General features: G+C 33.3%; 13 protein-coding genes. 10 read left to right on the top strand and 3 right to left on the bottom strand.

Annotated features, from left to right (window positions below):
- The 5 genes from DZ60_RS0108025 to DZ60_RS0108005 all read left to right on the top strand — a co-directional run bounded on the left by DZ60_RS0108025 (nt 1) and on the right by DZ60_RS0108005 (nt 7,822).
- Nucleotides 1–1,068, top strand: a complete 1,068-nt coding sequence (locus tag DZ60_RS0108025; protein WP_025741574.1) for an amidohydrolase family protein — start codon at nt 1–3, stop codon at nt 1,066–1,068.
- Nucleotides 1,040–3,139 carry a glycoside hydrolase family 36 protein gene (locus tag DZ60_RS0108020; RefSeq protein ID WP_025741573.1) on the top strand — a complete coding sequence of 700 codons (2,100 nt, stop codon included), beginning with the start codon at nt 1,040–1,042 and terminating at the stop codon, nt 3,137–3,139. The genes DZ60_RS0108025 and DZ60_RS0108020 overlap by 29 nt, the downstream gene beginning before the upstream one ends.
- Before the next feature lie 128 nt (nt 3,140–3,267).
- Nucleotides 3,268–4,125, top strand: a complete 858-nt coding sequence (locus DZ60_RS0108015; protein ID WP_081740429.1) for an endo alpha-1,4 polygalactosaminidase — start codon at nt 3,268–3,270, stop codon at nt 4,123–4,125.
- 282 nt (nt 4,126–4,407) lie between these two features.
- Nucleotides 4,408–5,763 carry a Gfo/Idh/MocA family protein gene (locus tag DZ60_RS0108010; protein ID WP_025741571.1) on the top strand — a complete coding sequence of 452 codons (1,356 nt, stop codon included), beginning with the start codon at nt 4,408–4,410 and terminating at the stop codon, nt 5,761–5,763.
- Between the two features lie 220 nt (nt 5,764–5,983).
- A complete protein-coding gene (locus DZ60_RS0108005; protein ID WP_025741570.1) occupies nt 5,984–7,822 on the top strand; it encodes a sodium:solute symporter family protein in 1,839 nt (612 codons plus the stop codon).
- Here DZ60_RS0108005 and DZ60_RS0108000 read toward each other — a convergent pair.
- The gene (locus tag DZ60_RS0108000; protein ID WP_034229101.1) at nt 7,819–8,814 is read right to left on the bottom strand and encodes an amidohydrolase family protein; all 996 of its coding nucleotides are present in this window, start codon (nt 8,812–8,814) and stop codon (nt 7,819–7,821) included. The genes DZ60_RS0108005 and DZ60_RS0108000 overlap by 4 nt on opposite strands.
- A gap of 775 nt (nt 8,815–9,589) precedes the next feature.
- On the opposite strand from DZ60_RS0108000, the gene DZ60_RS0107995 reads away from it, so the two are divergent.
- From DZ60_RS0107995 to DZ60_RS0107985, 3 genes are all read left to right on the top strand, one after another.
- Nucleotides 9,590–10,162: a hypothetical protein gene (locus tag DZ60_RS0107995; RefSeq protein ID WP_025741568.1), complete on the top strand. Its 573-nt coding sequence runs from the start codon at nt 9,590–9,592 to the stop codon at nt 10,160–10,162.
- A 172-nt stretch (nt 10,163–10,334) separates the two neighbouring features.
- Entirely contained in the window at nt 10,335–13,409 is a 3,075-nt protein-coding gene (locus DZ60_RS0107990; RefSeq protein ID WP_025741567.1) for a sensor histidine kinase, read from the top strand.
- Between the two features lie 11 nt (nt 13,410–13,420).
- On the top strand, nt 13,421–14,170 hold the full coding sequence (locus DZ60_RS0107985; RefSeq protein WP_025741566.1) for a LytR/AlgR family response regulator transcription factor: 750 nt from the start codon (nt 13,421–13,423) through the stop codon (nt 14,168–14,170).
- A gap of 19 nt (nt 14,171–14,189) precedes the next feature.
- Here DZ60_RS0107985 and DZ60_RS0107980 read toward each other — a convergent pair whose 3' ends face one another.
- Nucleotides 14,190–14,471 carry a hypothetical protein gene (locus tag DZ60_RS0107980; protein WP_025741565.1) on the bottom strand — a complete coding sequence of 94 codons (282 nt, stop codon included), beginning with the start codon at nt 14,469–14,471 and terminating at the stop codon, nt 14,190–14,192.
- An 883-nt stretch (nt 14,472–15,354) separates the two neighbouring features.
- The gene (locus DZ60_RS0107975) at nt 15,355–15,969 is read right to left on the bottom strand and encodes a fumarylacetoacetate hydrolase family protein (RefSeq protein ID WP_025741564.1); all 615 of its coding nucleotides are present in this window, start codon (nt 15,967–15,969) and stop codon (nt 15,355–15,357) included.
- 817 nt (nt 15,970–16,786) lie between these two features.
- On the opposite strand from DZ60_RS0107975, the gene DZ60_RS0107965 reads away from it, so the two are divergent.
- Both DZ60_RS0107965 and DZ60_RS0107960 read left to right on the top strand, forming a co-directional pair.
- Nucleotides 16,787–17,362: a DUF4255 domain-containing protein gene (locus DZ60_RS0107965; RefSeq protein WP_025741563.1), complete on the top strand. Its 576-nt coding sequence runs from the start codon at nt 16,787–16,789 to the stop codon at nt 17,360–17,362.
- Nucleotides 17,362–18,360: a hypothetical protein gene (locus DZ60_RS0107960; RefSeq protein WP_025741562.1), complete on the top strand. Its 999-nt coding sequence runs from the start codon at nt 17,362–17,364 to the stop codon at nt 18,358–18,360. The genes DZ60_RS0107965 and DZ60_RS0107960 overlap by 1 nt, the downstream gene beginning before the upstream one ends.
- Nucleotides 18,361–18,369 lie beyond the last annotated feature (9 nt).

Raw genomic sequence — 18,369 nt, 5'->3', positions numbered from 1 at the left:
ATGAAGGCTTTTTATATAGGATGTATTCTTTTTTTGATTACTAGCCAGATGCTTATTGGGCAGCACGAAATCCTATTGAAGGATTATGATCCAGTTTCAATTTATAACATTCCTAAAACAAAAGTATCCAAAGCAAAATTTCCAATTATAGATATGCATTCTCATCCCTATGCAATGTCTGATGAAGAAATTAAAGAATGGGTGGCTACTATGGATGTAATAGGGATAGAAAAAACAATTTTACTTACCTATCAAACAGGTAAAGCATTTGATAGTATTTATGCGGCATATTCTAAACATAAGGGTCGTTTTGAGATCTGGTGCGGTTTTGATTTTACAGGGTATGATCAAAAAGGCTGGAGTCAAAAAGCAATTAGAGAGTTAGAAAGGTGTTATAATGTTGGCGCACGAGGTGTTGGTGAATTAGGGGATAAAGGAGAAGGGTTGTTGTATTCGAAACCAGTAGCTGCTTATGGGATGCATATTGATGATGAGCGTATGAAGCCGGTACTTCAGAAATGTGGTGAGTTGGGAATGCCGGTAAACATTCATATAGCAGAGCCATATTGGATGTATGAACCTGCTGATGTTCATAATGATGGCTTAATGAATGCAGCAAATTGGAAAGTCGATATGACAAAGAAAAACATACTGTCACATCAACAATTAATCAATACATTAGAAAATGCAGTTAAAGAACATCCTAATACTACATTTATTGCATGTCATTTTGCTAATTGTAGTTATGATTTAGATCGTGTTGGGAGTCTTCTAGAAAAGTACGATAACTTATATGCTGATATTTCTGCACGCTATGGCGAAACCGCTTCGGTGCCCAAATATACAAGAGCATTTTACAAAAAATATCAAGATAAGTTGCTCTATGGTACCGATATGGGTATAAAAGAATCTATGTATAATGTTACGTTACGAATTTTAGAAACTGAAGATGAACATTTTTACAAAAAAAAACTGTTTAATTATCATTGGCCCTTATACGGATTTGGACTCGATGACTCTATACTTAAAAAGCTATATCATGAAAATGCAAAAAGAATTCTCAAGTAGTTTACTATATTACCCTATACTCTTATTTCTTTTCTTAAGCACACTTAATAGCTGTGTACGTCAGAATGAAAATACATCAACATCCTCAAATTCTGTTGTAAAAATTACCCACGGTTCGTTGAATTTTGAAGTGAATGAAAATTTAAAAACAAAATTTTATACAACACAGGATGATATTAAGTCTATAATGAACGATTTTCAATCTTCAGAGACAATAGGGGTTAACGAAGAAAGCATCATTGAGTTTAAGTTTTTAAATATTGATGAGCTGGAGTTAAAAGGGGTTTTGTCAGGAAGACAATGGGTAGTAAACGGAATTCATACAGATGAAAAAGTATCTATAGAGAAAAAGATGATTATTACCGCTTATGATGTCTACTCTGATCTGTTGACTACTAAAGTTATATACAAGAATGTTTCGGATGAGGATGTTTATATTACAAAATGGACTAATAATCAATATAGTATTTTGTCTCAAGAGGATTCGCCTCTTTTTTGGGCATTTCAGGGAAGTTCTTCACAAAGTCGAAGCGATTGGATTAGGCCTTTAGAGCCGGGATATTATCAAAAGAACTTTATGGGGATGAATGCAACGGATTATGGCGGTGGTGTTCCTGTAACGTCGATATGGAGATCAGACGTTAATATTGCAACAGGACATTTGGCTTTAGTGCCTAAGGAAGTAAATCTTCCCACAGAAATTCCAAAAAAAGGAAAAGATGTAATAATTGGTGTTTCTAAAGATTTTAAGGAAAGAACAGTATTCAAATCTAAAAGTCAGATAGAGACTTTAGAAACATTTATATCGATTACAAAAGGAGATTATTTTGAAAACCTCTCTAGATATTCGAAGTTGATGCAAGATAAGGGTATTCATATTGTTGAGCCAGAGCCCGCAGCTTTTGAACCTATTTGGTGTGCTTGGGGCTATGAGCGTAAATTTACATTAGATGAAATCGTAGGAACACTCCCAAAAGTTAAAGAATTAGGTATTAAATGGGCTGTTTTAGACGATGGATTTCAGATAGCAGAGGGTGATTGGGATGCAAATCCAAAAAAGTTCCCAAATGGGAATAAAGAAATTAAAAAACTAGTAGATGATATTCATGATCATGGATTAAAAGCAAAAATTTGGTGGACCCCTCTTGCAGCAGATCCGCATAGTGATGCGCTTAAGAAGGATCCCGATATGCGAATTTTTAAAGAAGATGAATCTCCACAATTTATTACCTGGTGGGATGCGTATTGTCTCTCTCCTGCAAATCCCAAAACAGAAAGACATACCAAAGAAATTATTGATCTGTTTATGAATCAATGGGGATTTGATGGTCTCAAAATGGATGGACAGCATATGAACGGTGTTGGGGCTGATTTTGGGATTGATGATCCGCAAAAATCAGTAGAAGAGCTTCCTGCTTTTTTTCAAATGATCTATGACGAAACGCGAAAGATAAAACCTAATGCAGTTATAGAAAACTGCCCTTGTGGAGCGTGTATGTCTTATTTTAATATGGCATCAATGAATCAAGCAGTGTCTTCTGATCCGTTATCCAGTTGGCAGGTGCGCCATAAAGGAAAAACCTATAAGGCACTGGTGCCTAATACCGCATATTATGGAGATCATGTCGAGTTGAGTGATAATGCAAATGATTTTGCAAGTTCATTTGGAATTGGTGCGGTTCTGGGAACAAAATTTACGTGGCCTAAAGATAATCCATATGCTGAAGCAAGTTATTTGTTAACTCCAGAAAAAGAGAAAATATGGAAAAAATGGTTTTCCTTATATAATGATATGATGCTATCTAAAGAAGCATACATGGGAGATTTATATGATATAGGGTACGACAAACCAGAAACACATGTTATTAAAAAAGGTGAAGTTATGTATTATGCTTTTTATGCTAAAAGCTGGAATGGAAACATAAATCTTAAAGGGTTAGAAGCAGATAGGTCATATACCATCAATGATTATTTTAATAACAAAAAAATGGGGACTATTTCACCTGATAACCATACTCTAGAGGCTAATTTTTCTGATTTTCTTCTTTTAGAGGTGATTCCTATGAATTGAATTCAGTCTGGTCTATAAGAAAATAAGGGGTGCCAACATTAGGATGTAAAATTAGTGTTCTTCTGAAAACTATAGGTTTTGAGAGTGAATTATAAGTAAAAGATTTTTATAAAATAAATAGCTTGAAAATGATGATAAAAAAAATGAACATTGCTTTTCTTTTTTTAACCACATTTTTGACTTTTGGTCAGAATTATGGTGATACAATAAATAATCATGAGGTTGATGATATTTCTGGATTTAAAAGTAAAGCTATACCAGTGTACAATCATGCGTATAATGAGAATTATGATGGAGATAATATAGCAGATATCATCGAAAATGCCAAAAACGCCTATGTCCTTGTGGATCCATTTGGCAATGATATTGCAGATGCCATTACTACCATAAAAGCTAATGGAAATGAAGTAGGTGCTTATATAAGTATAGGAACAGGTGAGGATTGGAGAGATGATTATAATGAGATGAAACCCTATATAATTACCACTGCATGGGATGAATGGAAAGGAGAATATTTTGTAAATGAGGTAACTACAGGTGTTGTGGATATTATGAAAGCAAGAATTGATAAAATTGCGGCTTGGGGTTGTGATTGGGTCGAGTTTGATAATATGGACTGGGCTTCATATGATGATGTAAGAGAAAAATATGAATTAAAGGTTACTAAAGCTGAAGGGATTGCGTACTATAATAAATTGTGTGATTATGTACATGCCAAGGGAATGAAATGCATGGCTAAAAATACGGTAGAAGAAGGTGTTTGTTTTGACGGTGTCTTATATGAGTCATATAAAAAAGATAAAAATTGGTGGGATCAATCTGGAGCGCAAAGTTTTTTGGATGTAGGAAAAATAGTAATCATTAATCATTATGGAGAGAAGAACTGTGGAAAAGTATATGCAAATTATAAGGAGATGTATAATAAGAATGTATCCTTTATTTGTGAAGATATAACTTTGAGAAAATACATTCATTTTAACCAATAGAATATTTTAAAAACCATACTTATATATAGCTTGGTGTTTTGCCAAGAGATTTTTTACTGTAAATTAAGGTGAAGACTTTTTGATTTGATAGTAAGAAGCCCTTTATTTTCTTTAAAACAAAACTAAAATTATTACATAGCTTTTTTGTCAAAAAACTTTCGTTTTATTTCTTTTTTTGTTTTTATATCTTATTTTTAGTTATATTTATAAATATTTATCATTGTATCGAAATGATATGTATAAAAGTAATTGTTGAATATATGTGTTATAAATTAACTAGACATGAGTACAAGAAGAAAATTTATTAAAAATGCATCAATCATTGGGGCAGGGTTGTTTTTGGCACCACAATTTAGTTATAGTTCTAATGGTAGTAAAAACGATAAACTCAATATCGGCATGATTGGGGTGGGATTGAGAGGTACTCATCACCTTAATAATTTATTACTGAGAAAAGATGTTAATATTACAGCTGTATGTGATATAGATCCTGTAAGAATTGATCTCGTTCTTAAGAGTATAGAAAATGCTGGAGCAAAAAAACCAGAGGTCTTTGGTAAAAATGAATACGATTATCGTAATCTGCTCGCATTAGAAGAGGTAGATGCAGTGATTATCTCTACTCCTTGGCTCTGGCATACTCTGATGACCAAAGAGGCAATGTTGGCAAATAAATATGCTGGAGTCGAAGTCTCAGCAGCCAATACACTAGAAGAATGTTGGGACCTTGTTAATACTCATGAGCAAACAGGGACTCATATGATGATACTCGAAAATGTCAATTATCGTAGGGATGTTATGGCGGTTCTTAATATGGTTCGTCAAAATGTTTTTGACGAATTAGTACATTTTAGATGCGGATATCAGCATGATTTGCGTGAAGTAAAATTTAACAATGGAAAACAACCCTACGGAGGTGGGGTTGAGTTTGGAGAGAAGTCTACCTCAGAAGCACAATGGAGAACGTTACATTCTGTTAAAAGAAATGGTGATGTATATCCTACTCATGGCATAGGTCCAATAGCGGCCATGGCAAATATCAATAGAGGTAACCGTTTTGTTTCTATGACAAGTAATGCCACCAAGGCGATCGGTCTTCATAATCATGTTGTAAAGGGAGGAGGTGAAAATCATCCTAATGCAAAAATAAAATTTAAGCAAGGAGATGTGATTACTTCTGTTATAGAAACGGCGAATCAAGAAACTATTGTGGTTACACATGATTGCAATCTACCAAGACCCTATTCGCTTGGTTTTAGGGTTCAAGGAGCCAATGGACTTTGGGAGGTAGATGGTAATAGAATATATATTGAAGGAAAATCAAAACCGCATCAATGGGATACTGCTACATCATGGTTAGAAAAATACGACCATCCATTATGGAAAAAATATGGTGAGTATGCAGAAGGGGCAGGTCATGGCGGAATGGACTTTTTTGTGCTTAATGCTTTTGTAGAATCTGCCAAACAAAATATAGCTCCTCCTATGGACGCATATGATGCAGCTGCTTGGAGCGCAATTACTCCCTTATCAGAAGTCTCAATTGAGAAGAATGGAGAACCTCAGGAATTTCCGGATTTTACCAGAGGAAAATGGGTCAAAAGACAACCATATAATTGGATAAAAGATTCACATTAGATTTGTAGGGTTTACCGCATGTTCTGTATTAATAATAGAAAGTAGTTTTTGTGCTTTCTTTTAATAAAAATAGAATTCGAATTATTGATACGTTGCGTAGCAGCTTGATTTGTGGTACATTTCGATTAAATTTAATTAATAAAGAACATAGTGCTGACAAAACTTATGTTCTCTATGCTCACTTTTGTCACATAAATAATAAAAAAACAAAGGCTCACATATGGTATTTTTAAGCACATTAGACTACATTTTTATTTTTGGTCTATTCGCAATTATTTTGATCGTTGGGATCTATTCTTCAAAAAAAGCGGGTAAAAATGCTGACGAATATTTTTTATCAGGTAGAAACATGCCTTGGTGGCTTTTGGGTTTGTCAATGGTAGCAACCACTTTTTCAACAGATACCCCGAACCTTGTTACTGATATAGTAAGAAAAAATGGAGTTTCTGGTAATTGGGTTTGGTGGGCGTTTTTGATTACAGGACTTCTTACTGTGTTTGTATATGCCAAGTTGTGGAGAAAATCAGGAGTAGCCACAGATATTGAATTTTATGAATTAAGATATGGTGGTAAACCTGCACAATTTTTAAGAGGGTTCAGAGCGGTATATCTTGGTGTTATTTTTAATATTTTGGCCATGGCAGGAGTGACCTTGGCGGCTATAAAAATAGGACAGGTAATGTTAGGTGTAAGTCCTTTGATGGTTGTGGCAATCGCCGGAACTATTACTGTTGTTTTTAGTGCCTTCGGCGGGTTTAAAGGAGTCGTGTATACAGATTTTGTGCTGTTTTTTGTAGCCATGGTGGGAGCTATTGGCGCTGCGTATTACTGTGTTAATTTACCAGAGGTAGGAGGAATGAGTAGCCTCATGACCAATAGCAATGTTGTGGATAAATTAGATATATTGCCAAATTTTAGTAATACAGAAGCATTAATTACATTATTGATTATACCGTTAGCTGTTCAATGGTGGAGTTCATGGTATCCAGGAGCAGAGCCAGGAGGTGGTGGATACATTGCACAGCGTATGTTGGCTGCCAAAAATGAAAATCATGCTATAGGAGCTACTTTTTTCTTTAATATTATGCATTATGCATTGCGCCCTTGGCCATGGATATTAGTTGCCTTAGCATCCTTGGTTGTGTTTCCAGATATTGCTAGTATCCAAGAAGCATTTCCTAATATAACTAAAGATAAATTAGGACATGATCTTGCCTATTCTGCAATGCTTACGAAATTGCCTAATGGATTGTTAGGAGTTGTGATGGCTTCATTGGCTGCTGCCTATATATCTACTATATCAACCCACCTTAATTGGGGTTCTTCATATATTGTGAACGACTTTTATAAGCAACAAGTCAATAAGAAAGCATCGGATAAAGAACTTGTTGCCGTAGGTCGTATTTCAACAGTAATACTAATGGTAGTAAGTGCATGTTTTGCACTGGTTCTAACCAATGCAAAACAAATTTTTGATATTATTTTAATGTTTGGAGCCGGTACTGGTCTTATATTTATACTCAGGTGGTTTTGGTGGAGAATAAATGCTTGGAGTGAGATTACGGCCATGTTTACTTCAGGAATTATTTCTATTTTATTTAATTTCACAGATATAGGTACATATTTTTTTGATCATACGGATGTAATGACAGGTAATGCTATAGTGGGTGTGTTGCCAAGTTGGTCAAAATTTCCGGTAATAGTTTTAATAACCACAGTTTTTTGGGTAGCAGTAACCTTTCTTACTAAACCAGAAAAGAAAGCAGTTTTATTTAATTTTTACAGAAAAATACAACCAGGCGGGCCTGGTTGGGATACCGTTTTAACCAAAGCAAGTGAAGATCAGGAAAAGATTGTTACACAAACAGGAAAATGGAGTGTGCCTTCAGGGATATTAGCAATGTTATTGGGTTGCCTCTTTATATATGGTTGTCTATTTGCAACCGGATATTGGATATATGGAGAATATATTATGGCCATTCCTGTTACTTTGGTTGCTCTTCTGGCTGGGGGTCTGTTGGTTAGAGTTTGGTCAAAGATAAAAGTTAATATACTTTAGGGTAGTTTATAGGTTCTCAAGGCATTCTCAGAATAGATCTTTTTGATAACCTCAAAGGGTAATCCTAGTCCTCTAAAATTTTCTGAAACCTTTGGCGCAGACATCATTTCTTGTCTCGTAAAAAACTGCCAGTGTTTTTTATATCTTTCATCCATATAGGCAATTAGTTGTTCGTCAGATAAACTATTATCGTCAATAACATCAGAACCATAGATAATACGATCTTGATATCTGATAAAAAAATCATAAACTTTTTGCCAATTAGTGACCGCTTGATGCTGTAAATGACAAATTCGTTCTGCTAAATCTACCATTGCATTAGGAAAAGTGTCTAAAAAAGTCGCTACTAGGTCGGTCTCCCATTCTTGACTAGATAAATGTAATCCAACAAAATTCAGGTTAGGGTGTCTAGCGAGTACCTTATCTCTGGCATCAATATGTTCTTGGTAATCAGGATATTCTGGATGTAAGAACATGTGGTATTCAGGATGAGCAGCAAAGTATTTCCTATCTTGCTCGACTGTCATTTCTTCTAGAGGTAGCCAACAGTTCTTAGGTTCACCAATATGACCAATGAGAAGAAGTTTGTTTTCTTCTAAATAACTAAAAATAGGAGCAAAAGAAGGATGGTCAATTTTTATATAATGTCCATTATCATCTTTTAGACTCATGCCTATGTTTTTCCAAACTTTAACTCCAACGGCACCTTGATCAACGGATTTTTTTATTCGATCCAGACTTTCCTGCAACCATTGTTCGGACCCCCATTTATGACATGAGAAAGTAGTTACATAGTCTATATGATCAGGATGTTCTTTTTTAAGACTTAAAATCGTTTTTTCTTGATTATCGATAGATGGAAAAAACGGAATATCAGTATTAATCGAAAGAAAGCGGATATTATTTTGCACTCCATATTCAATAAGTGAAGTCCTTAGTGTATTAAAGTGTACGTGCGCGTCAATTTTGTTGATGGTCCAATCCAATTCCATGAGTATGATATATAGGTTAAAAACAAATGTTTTGTAAGTTATTAATTTTCAAAAACTTTCTTTTTTATAAAAATAACATTTTTTTTGGTTGAAATCAATTCTAGAGATATTAATTGAACTTATAGGCTTATTTGTGTTTATATATTATCGTTTTTGATAATTTGATGGTACTTCAGTAGAACTGGTTTCAACGATATGAAGTCTTGTACAATGTATACATTCGGTCCATAATATCTTATTTTTTGAGAATAACAAATTAATAGTGTAGTGTTTTAGTATAATGAATGATTTCTGGTTTTTCTTTCTTTTACGAATCAGATTCATATACATAGAATTGTTTGTAGAACATTCATAAGGTTTTTATGCTGTATTTCTGAACCTAAATAGGTTCTTATTGTCTTACAAGAGTATCTGTGTTAGGTTGATATGTATGAATTTTTTAAAAAATTAAGTTTATTTTTTATTTTAATGCCTTTAAAATGTTAAAAAAGGGGCATTTCCCTATTTATAAGGGAATTATCCCCGTTTTTTTTGATAGATGATGATTTATAGTGTGAGTGGGTTAAAAACATACATGTCTCACAATCCCTTTATTGATAAGGGGTGCAGGTGATGGTTTTCTACAGACAGGTGGTTTTTAAGTTGGTTTTAGAGAATTTTAGTGGTATTTAAAACGAATTCTAACTAAATCGTTACGAATTCTAAAACAACATCTTTTTAATTAAGAAGTCGTATTACATTTGGCAACAGATAGTCATTCTCAAAATCTACTGTTATGAAAAATGTCGCCATAATCATTATTCTACTCCAGAGCTTTCAGTTTGTTAGCGCACAGGAAGGTTTTGCAGAGACCGAAAAGTTTTTTGTAACAACTGAAATTATGGACCAGAAAGAAGAACACTCCCCATATGTTATAACTCTGGTGCGATCAGGAGATAAAGTGAAAAAATTATCTACTCTAACAATTGAAGACACAGAACTTTTTGAGGATATCTTTTTAACTACCTTAGAGAACCCTGGACTAGCGGGGGTCTCTGAGGTCATTAAAATGGAAGTAGAATACCTTGCTTGTTGTGCACATGTTGAGACTTTTTATTATATGGTAAAAGAAGATCAAACGGTAGTACCTCTTCCTGAAATTCAAAATGTGTATTGCGAAAATTCTGATACAGACTATCAGTATATATTTCCAAATCAAGAACATGGTGTAGAGGGAAGTATATTGTATACGCAAACTTTTTATAACGATACATCAACTAATATTAATAATATTAATTTGAAACAAAGCTTTACCTGGAATGATGGCACCGTCTTAGACTCTAAGACATCGGCTATTACGGGCTATTAACCAACTTAATATAAATTCAATCTGATAGACAAAAAGGGGGAAACTTTTGTTTATTTATACCGACTCGCTTACCAGTGGGTCGGTTTTTTTTACAATTATGGTTCGAGTTCAAGAAACGAGTTTGATTATATTTGTAAGAAACCATTTAATTTTCTTGAACGTATATTACTATATGACTATCAATCTTTATCTAGAGTTCAAAAGACTGGCACTTATTTTTTTGTTGATGTTTAGCCTTAGCTATGTCAATCCTCTACTATCTCAAAATAATCAGCTTAGAGCATATACGTTAGAGGATGGCTTACCCCAATCTCAAGTGTATGATATCATACAGGATGAAGTGGGATATTTATGGCTAGGGACCCAAGGAGGAGGATTATGTCGATTTGATGGAGAGGAGTTTAATATATGGACCGAAAATGATGGCTTACAGTCAAACTATATCCATTCATTGGCCTTTATTAAGGATAGCCTTTTTATAGGTACCAAAGGAGGATTAAGTATAAAGACAAAAAATAATTTCACAAATTTCGAAAGTCCTCGAGTCAACAGAATAACCAAAATTGAAGGAAAGACGTACTTAGCAACTAATCTTGGGATTTATGAATACCGTAAAAAACTTGGGTTAATAAAAATTGATCTTAACGCTAAGATCAATACAAGTATTATTAACGATATAGTTTTTGATGGAAAATTATTTTGGATAGCTACAAGTAAAGGTTTGTGGAAATTAAGCAATATTAAAAAGGGCGCTAAAATTATTGAGAGGCATAGTAAGAATGAATATACAGCAGCCATTTTTTATAATAATAAAGTTTTTGCGGCAGCATTTAATCGGGGCGTCTTGGTAATTACTACCAATGCTTCAACGTATGGTAATCGTTGGATTCCTAGTCCTGTTAGAGTAACGCATATAGGGGCGCATGCTAATGGTGAGCTATGGTTTACAACTGATAATGTAGGCGTTGTGGTAATAGATGCCATTCTAGAAGAGCAAAAGAAAGTCATTAATCGTAAAAGTGGATTAGCGGTTTCTCACATTAAAAAAAGTATTTTGGACCGTCAGGCGAATACTTGGATTGCAACTTCAGGAGCGGGATTTTATAAATATTTTCAGAATAATTTTGTGCATTATGATCAAAATACAGGATTAAAAGCTGATCGTGTTTATGCCGTTCATGATATAGAAAATAAAATATGGGCATCTAATTCTGAAGAAGGATTGGTGTTAATAGATTCTACCGGTGTGCACCCCATCCCTCAGGAGGATCGATTATCTAATCTAAAGATTAAAACAATTACTAGTGATGCGAGCGGTAATATATGGGCAGGTACAGATGGTCGAGGGATTTTTTATAAGGAAATTTTTCAGATGGATTCACTTCTTGTTGATGATAGACGGATTAAAGCGCTAAAAAAGGATCCCAAAGTGATGGTTGATACTGTTTTGCAATTGGCATTTAAGAATCATAGTATCGATAAGGGAAAAGGTTTAATATCTAATTGGATAGGAAAAATTCAAGTAGTTGGGGATGATATTTGGGTAGCCTCATACTCAAAAGGGATAGCCAAACTTAGGTATGATCCCAAACGAGGAAGGATACGTTCTCAGAAAAAATTTACACAGAAAAATGGTATAAAGGATTTACAAATCAAAGACATGCAACCTGATCCTACAGGTAAGATTTGGTATTCTACTCAGAACGGAAATCTAGGGTATATTCATAAAAATAGAGTAACTCACATAGAGAATGTATTGAATAAAAAAGTGGCTATTAAGACGTTGCTTTTTCACAAGAATATGCTGTACCTGGGTACCGCAGGACGAGGAATTTGGTGGTCTAGTATAGATGGGAATCTTGAGTTCAAAAAACTTAAAGGGAAAAAACGACCATATTCTGATAATATTTATCAAATGATATTTGATGATAAAGATAATTTATGGGTCGGAAATGAGCAGGGAGTAGATAAAATAGAATTGAACCAATCTAATGACATTGTTGATGTTTTTCACTTCGGTAGAAATGATGGTTTTTTGGGTATTGAGACATGCCTGAATGCGGTTACAAAAGATGATAATGGAAATTTATGGTTTGGAGCAATACATGGTTTAACAAAATACCAACCTTCTGAAATAACTAAAGAAACTATAAAACCAAGTTTACATTTTGAAAATCTTGAGGTTGCATATCAAAATGTAGATTCGATACAATTAGGTACATGGGCTAATAGTAGTAGGGTTCTAAAATTAACACCTAATCAAACAGAATTATCATTTGCATATAAAACTATCGACTTAGACCACCCTAACGATATAGAATATAGGTGGAGGCTCAATAACTCTGAGTGGAGCCCATGGTCTAACGACTTTAGACAAAATCTTGCAGGACTAGCTTATGGGCCGCATTCCTTTTCTGCCCAATCTAGAAATTATAGATGGGAAGAAAGTGACCCCATTTCTTTTCGGTTTTTTATTGACAGCCCTATTTATAAAAAAACCTGGTTTCAACTAGCAGTATTAGCATTAATTATATTGATAATAGGGGGATATGCCTTATCTTACGTTCGTAGGGTAAAGCAAAAAAATAAAGAAGTACAGGAGCGTTTAGAAATGCAAAATCATTTGCTTTCACTAGAGCAAAAAGCATTGCGACTACAAATGAACCCTCATTTCATATTTAATGTGCTTAATGGTATTAAAGCCATGGGAACTAGTGATCCTAATCGTATGAATAATACCATAAATACATTTGCGATTTTGCTTAGAGAAACATTGTATAATTCTAGGAAAGATTACATAACTTTAGATCAAGAGGTACAAACTTTAAAACATTATATTGGAATAGAGAAATTAATGGCAAGTAAATCTTTTGATTATAGTATTGCCATAAATACTGATTTAGACCCAGAAGAAATACTGATTCCCCCAATGTTAATTCAGCCTTTTGTAGAAAATGCTGTTAGGCATGGTATTCTAAAGGGCAGTAGGTATGGAGATTTGAAAGTAGGGTTTCATACCACCGAAGATTTCTTACATTGTACCGTATTGGATAATGGAATGGGAATTTTTGAATCACAAAAGGAGAAAACAAAAACGGATCACCAGTCAATGGCATTAACAGTAACTAGAGAACGATTAGAATCTATATCAGGAAAAGATTCTCTGAATATAAGAGAGTTGAAGGAAGATAATGCTGTTGCCGGAACTGAGATCACATTTAAAATACCATTACAAACAGACTATTAAGATATTATACTATGCTTACAGCCACTATTGTAGACGACATGTCTGATGCACTTCAGTTATTAAGAAGTGATCTAGAAACAAATCATCCCGAAATAGAAGTAGTTGATACTGCACGAAGTGTTGTTGAAGCTGCAAAGTCATTACGAAATAAACAGCCTGATATTTTATTTTTAGATATTATGCTGGGTGATGGTACAGGGTTTGACGTACTAGAGATATTTCCTAATCTGAAATCGAAAATTATTTTTGTGACAGCTAGTGATGAATTCGCAATAAGAGCTTTCAAATTTGCGGCTATTGATTATGTTCTAAAACCTTATTCGAATGAAGATTTGGCTCTCGCCATTGCAAAAGCAAAAGAACAAATTCAGCCTAATCAAGAACGTATAAATATTTTAAAAGAAACACTATCTGCACCAGAGCAAAAGCCTGATAAAATATCATTACATACACTTGATAAAATAATAATTGTTAATCTAGATGATATCATCCGTTGTGAATCAGATAGCAATAACACTATCTTTTTTCTTCAGGATGGACAAAAGATCTTTGTAACCAAAACACTAAAGTATTTTGCTGATATGCTTAAGAATTATCAGTTCTTGAGAGTTCACCAAAGTCATTTGGTTAATCTGCAGTGTATTAGTGCATTTATAAAAACAGATGGAGGCTATCTCATGTTGAAAAGTGGAGAAAGTATCCCTGTCTCTGTTCGAAAAAAAACTGAGGTGATGGAGATTCTAGACCGATTACATCGATAGGTAAAAAAGTAAAGCTAATTTATTGGTATTCTAACCAAGGTATCTTTGATTGAACAGATGATTTAGTAGAAAGTTCTGATAAAAATGAATATACTGGTTCTGGAGTGTTTTTAGAGATAGAAAAACTATTAAGTTTCGGACAAAAATCGAATTCAATCAGACTTAAATCAATCCAATCTTTACTTTCTATAAGTTCAAGTAAGAACATGGTAGTCTTTTGTCTAAAATTATATTCCTGCTTCAGAGAATTCTGAATATCAGAACCATTTTCGGGCGTTTCAGATAACCAATTGATTTTCATGTAAAAAGGGGTGAAATCAGTAAATTAGAATGTAAAAATACCTAATTTTACAATAAGTTTACATAAAATTAACAAATTAATTAGGGTTTCCCCGTAGTGTATTAGCTTTTATCCCCTTTATGCTAAGTGTAAATTAAGACTATGAGTAAGGTGTTGTAAAACAATGTTTTATGCTCTTGGTGTCTGCGTTATGTAAATAGAGATTCCACAATTGTTGATACATATGTTAAGCAAAACCATATCAAATGCAAATAGGTGCTTAGATAGAGTAGCTAATAGATAAAGTGAATATGGTTTTGAGTTACGTGAGCGCTTCATAGCATATCAGTCTACTTACTCGTTGTATAAAATATTTTGACTAAAAATAGGCGTGATCTGTTGTATTCTTCATAAAAAGATCGCGTAGAAAATGTTGTTACAGAATGTGGGAGTTACAAGACAAGAAATAGAAAATTAGTTTTCTAAAGAAAGAGTTTTTTGATCTTTATGTTAAAATTTGTGTATTTTGTCGATTTTATTTGTTTTTAATCGTTGTTTTTTAGTATTTTAGTAACGCTAAGTAATAGCATTGATGTTGTTAAAAATATTATTTTGAAGATTATGACGATAGTTAGATAAATAATAGTTTTTATAACATCAGGGAGAAATAAAGTGTGAGGACATTAGCAAAAGACCCTAAATCTGTGAGCTAAAGAGAGTACTTAAATACCCCAGGGAAAACCCAAAATAGATCTACCTTATGGTAACATTGTGTTGCACATTGGGATACCTCCAGAGTTTCTGGATGCAATGAGAAATAACGAACACTAAAAAAATTAAAACCACTACGATCGTAGTGGTTTTTTATATTTTCTATGTGAATTAGAATATATATAAAGATGTATTATATCATCTTAAAATCTAATAATAATTCTCCTTCTATAGACGCTTGAAGATGATCTCCTTTAGAAATTAAACCAACTCCAGCAGCTGGTGTTCCTGTAAAAATAAGATCTCCTGGTTCTAGAGTCATAAACTGTGATATGTACGCTATAATTTCATTAAAATTATAAATCATCATATCAGTAGTACCTACTTGTTTTTGTTCTCCATTAATTTTTAAATCAAAATTAATAGCATTTAAATCCTCAAAAGAAGAAATACTGATAAAAGAAGAAATTGGTGCTGCACCATCAAACCCCTTGGCCAAATCCCAAGGACCTTTGGTTTCTCTGTATCTACTTAGGATATCTTTTGCGGTATAGTCAATACCTACTGCAATTTCAGAAATATAAGAAGCAGCGTTATTTTCTGCGATGTCTTTTCCTTTCTTTCCTATTTTTATAACTAATTCAACCTCATATGCTACTTCATTAGAACATGCCGGAAAAACCACATCATTATTGTTGGTAACCAAACTAGATTCAGGTTTAGAAAAAATAACTTGTTTTCCATTTTTTATGGCGGCAATTTCTTCTTTGCTATTTACGTAGTTTTTTCCAATTCCAAGTATTTTCATGTGTACCTAATTTTAATTACTGTTTTATGTGAAAAATGAGGGGCAAAAATAATGTTTTTGCACGAGTATATTAATTGAAACTCATCTTGACTTTTTATAATTTCTTTTAAAATCATCTTTTTTAAACATCTTTTATGCTTTTATGACCTTATAACCGTGTCATCAAGTCAAAAAAAGAGGTTTCAAATTATCAAAAAATCACCTTTTTTATCCTCAAAAAAATGAATTCATTGCTTGAGAAAGAATCGCTCGGAGTAAGAAGTTGAAAAATGTTTTTTTTACGGAATAATGAATCGTGTAAGCAATTTTTTTTAAAAAATTTAGGCACAAAGCAACGTCTTTTCTATGATCAAATTGTGATGGTGGATAACAGTCATATTTCCTATGGTTAATAGTAGGTGTAAGCAATAGGGTATAATAACACAAAAAATAAATATTTAATTTAATTAACTGATAAGCAGATATTTAGTTCGTTTTTTTGGCATGGTGAGTGTTAACCTTACTTGTTATAAAGTAAAGCCGTAAATTCAAAATTATTTTTTTTCAGAGCGAATTCAATGAACTTTTTTTGTATATTTAGAGAAGATTACCCCCTGACAAAAAGAGATTTTAGATTCCTTTTTTTGTTGAACATTTTTTTTCATTAATAAAGGAGAAAAATGAAGTTCCTGTCTTTTAGGAAGGAGAAGATTTGCATAGTTCTTATGTGAGTCTAGATGTCAATGATTATTATTTTTTTTGAGTTAGATAGCTTTTATGTTTTCAGACGAAGTGTGTTTTGTTTTGAATACAATTGATACTTATAAACCACTGTTAAATGATTTTTCAAGTACTACAAATTGTCAAAGAAGAAGTGAATTCTTATTTTGAAGATACTACGGTCGCGCTTGGTAATATTGCCAATGCTTCGACTGGAGATGGTGAAGATGATGAAGATTCTGATGTTATTTTGTCATTACTTAATATAGACGAAGAACCTACCTTAAAAAACATTCCTAATTACAGCATAGAAGGAAATACGGTATCCTACAAAAACCCTAAAGTAAATGTCAATTTGTATGTGATTTTTAGTGCCAACAATCAATTATATGTAGAGTCATTAAAGAGTATTTCTAAGGTTATCGAATTTTTTCAGGGCAAAAATGTATTTACACATGTCAATAGTAATTTCAATCGAGATGACGCAGATATGCAGGAGATTGGCAACTTTAAGTTTATTACAGAATTATATACCCCATCATTCGAACAACTGAGTTATATCTGGGGGATATTGGGAGGTAAACAATATCCTTCGGTTATATACAAGATTAGATTGCTTGAAATCGAAAGAGATGTAACTACAGTTCAGGGAGCAATTATTACAGAAATCGGAGCAACCTTAAACAAAATCTAATGAGTTTTCGAATTGTATATAAGCCATTGTTAGAGGTCAACATAGACCATGATTATTTTTTGGATGATGGAGATGATAAGTTTATCTCAATGTCTGAAGAAGATCAGAAAAATCAACTTTTAGGGTACAAGGTTTCTGAGTATTTAGAAATTATACCAACTCCTATTACACGAATGCGACTCCAAAATCATAAAATAATATTCCGATTATCAGATAGAGGTTTTGTTATGTTTATTCATGTTGATCAGTATGAAAAAGCTTCGGATAATTCTGAGGTATATGCTCCGAAGGTCGAATTAGGTGATGACCTCACATTCACATTTGAATTGAGGTATAAAGATTCAACATTTACTAATTACACCAATACAATCGTAGATGATGAAGCACAGTTGTATTTTTTTACAAATGTAATACCCACTACAGAGCCTGTATCTTTTCCTGATCTCTTTGACTCGAAACAAGAGCATACTAATTTTTTATTAACTCCAGAGGGCACCAGAAAAATGACTCATGAGATTCTGAACAATGAAGTTGCTCCTATGAATGATACCGGATTAGAATTGATTATCAAAATGGATGAAGCTGATATCGAACTCCCCGAAAATGCTACATTATTAGATAGTTATAATGCCGCTCAAAAGAGAAACGGACAACTGGGATATATACAAATTACAGTGAAAGGAGATGCCAATGATCTATTAGAAAACAATACTGTTCTTATTCCCGATGCACCTAATAAGGATATTGCTTGTTTGCCCGAAGAGATACTGAGTTCAGAAATTCAGTTTAAGAATAGAGAAACTTATTGGAAATATATTAATGTAGAAGAGGATAAAGAATATATTACAAATATAGCGTATCCCTTGACTCAAAAGGGGTTTATAGCATTAAGACCTAATCGATTAACCCCAAGATTAAGAAATACATTTCTTCTTAATCCAGATAAGGATATCATAAGAACAGAAGAAGGTAAAGTTTATTCAGAAATATTTATTTAAAAAGTTAAT

The sequence above is a fragment of the Aquimarina pacifica genome (assembly GCF_000520955.1).
Classification (GTDB): Bacteria; Bacteroidota; Bacteroidia; order Flavobacteriales; family Flavobacteriaceae; genus Aquimarina; species Aquimarina pacifica.
Note: the sequence above shows the minus strand (reverse complement) of the source record. Positions and strands in the feature narration are given on the sequence as shown.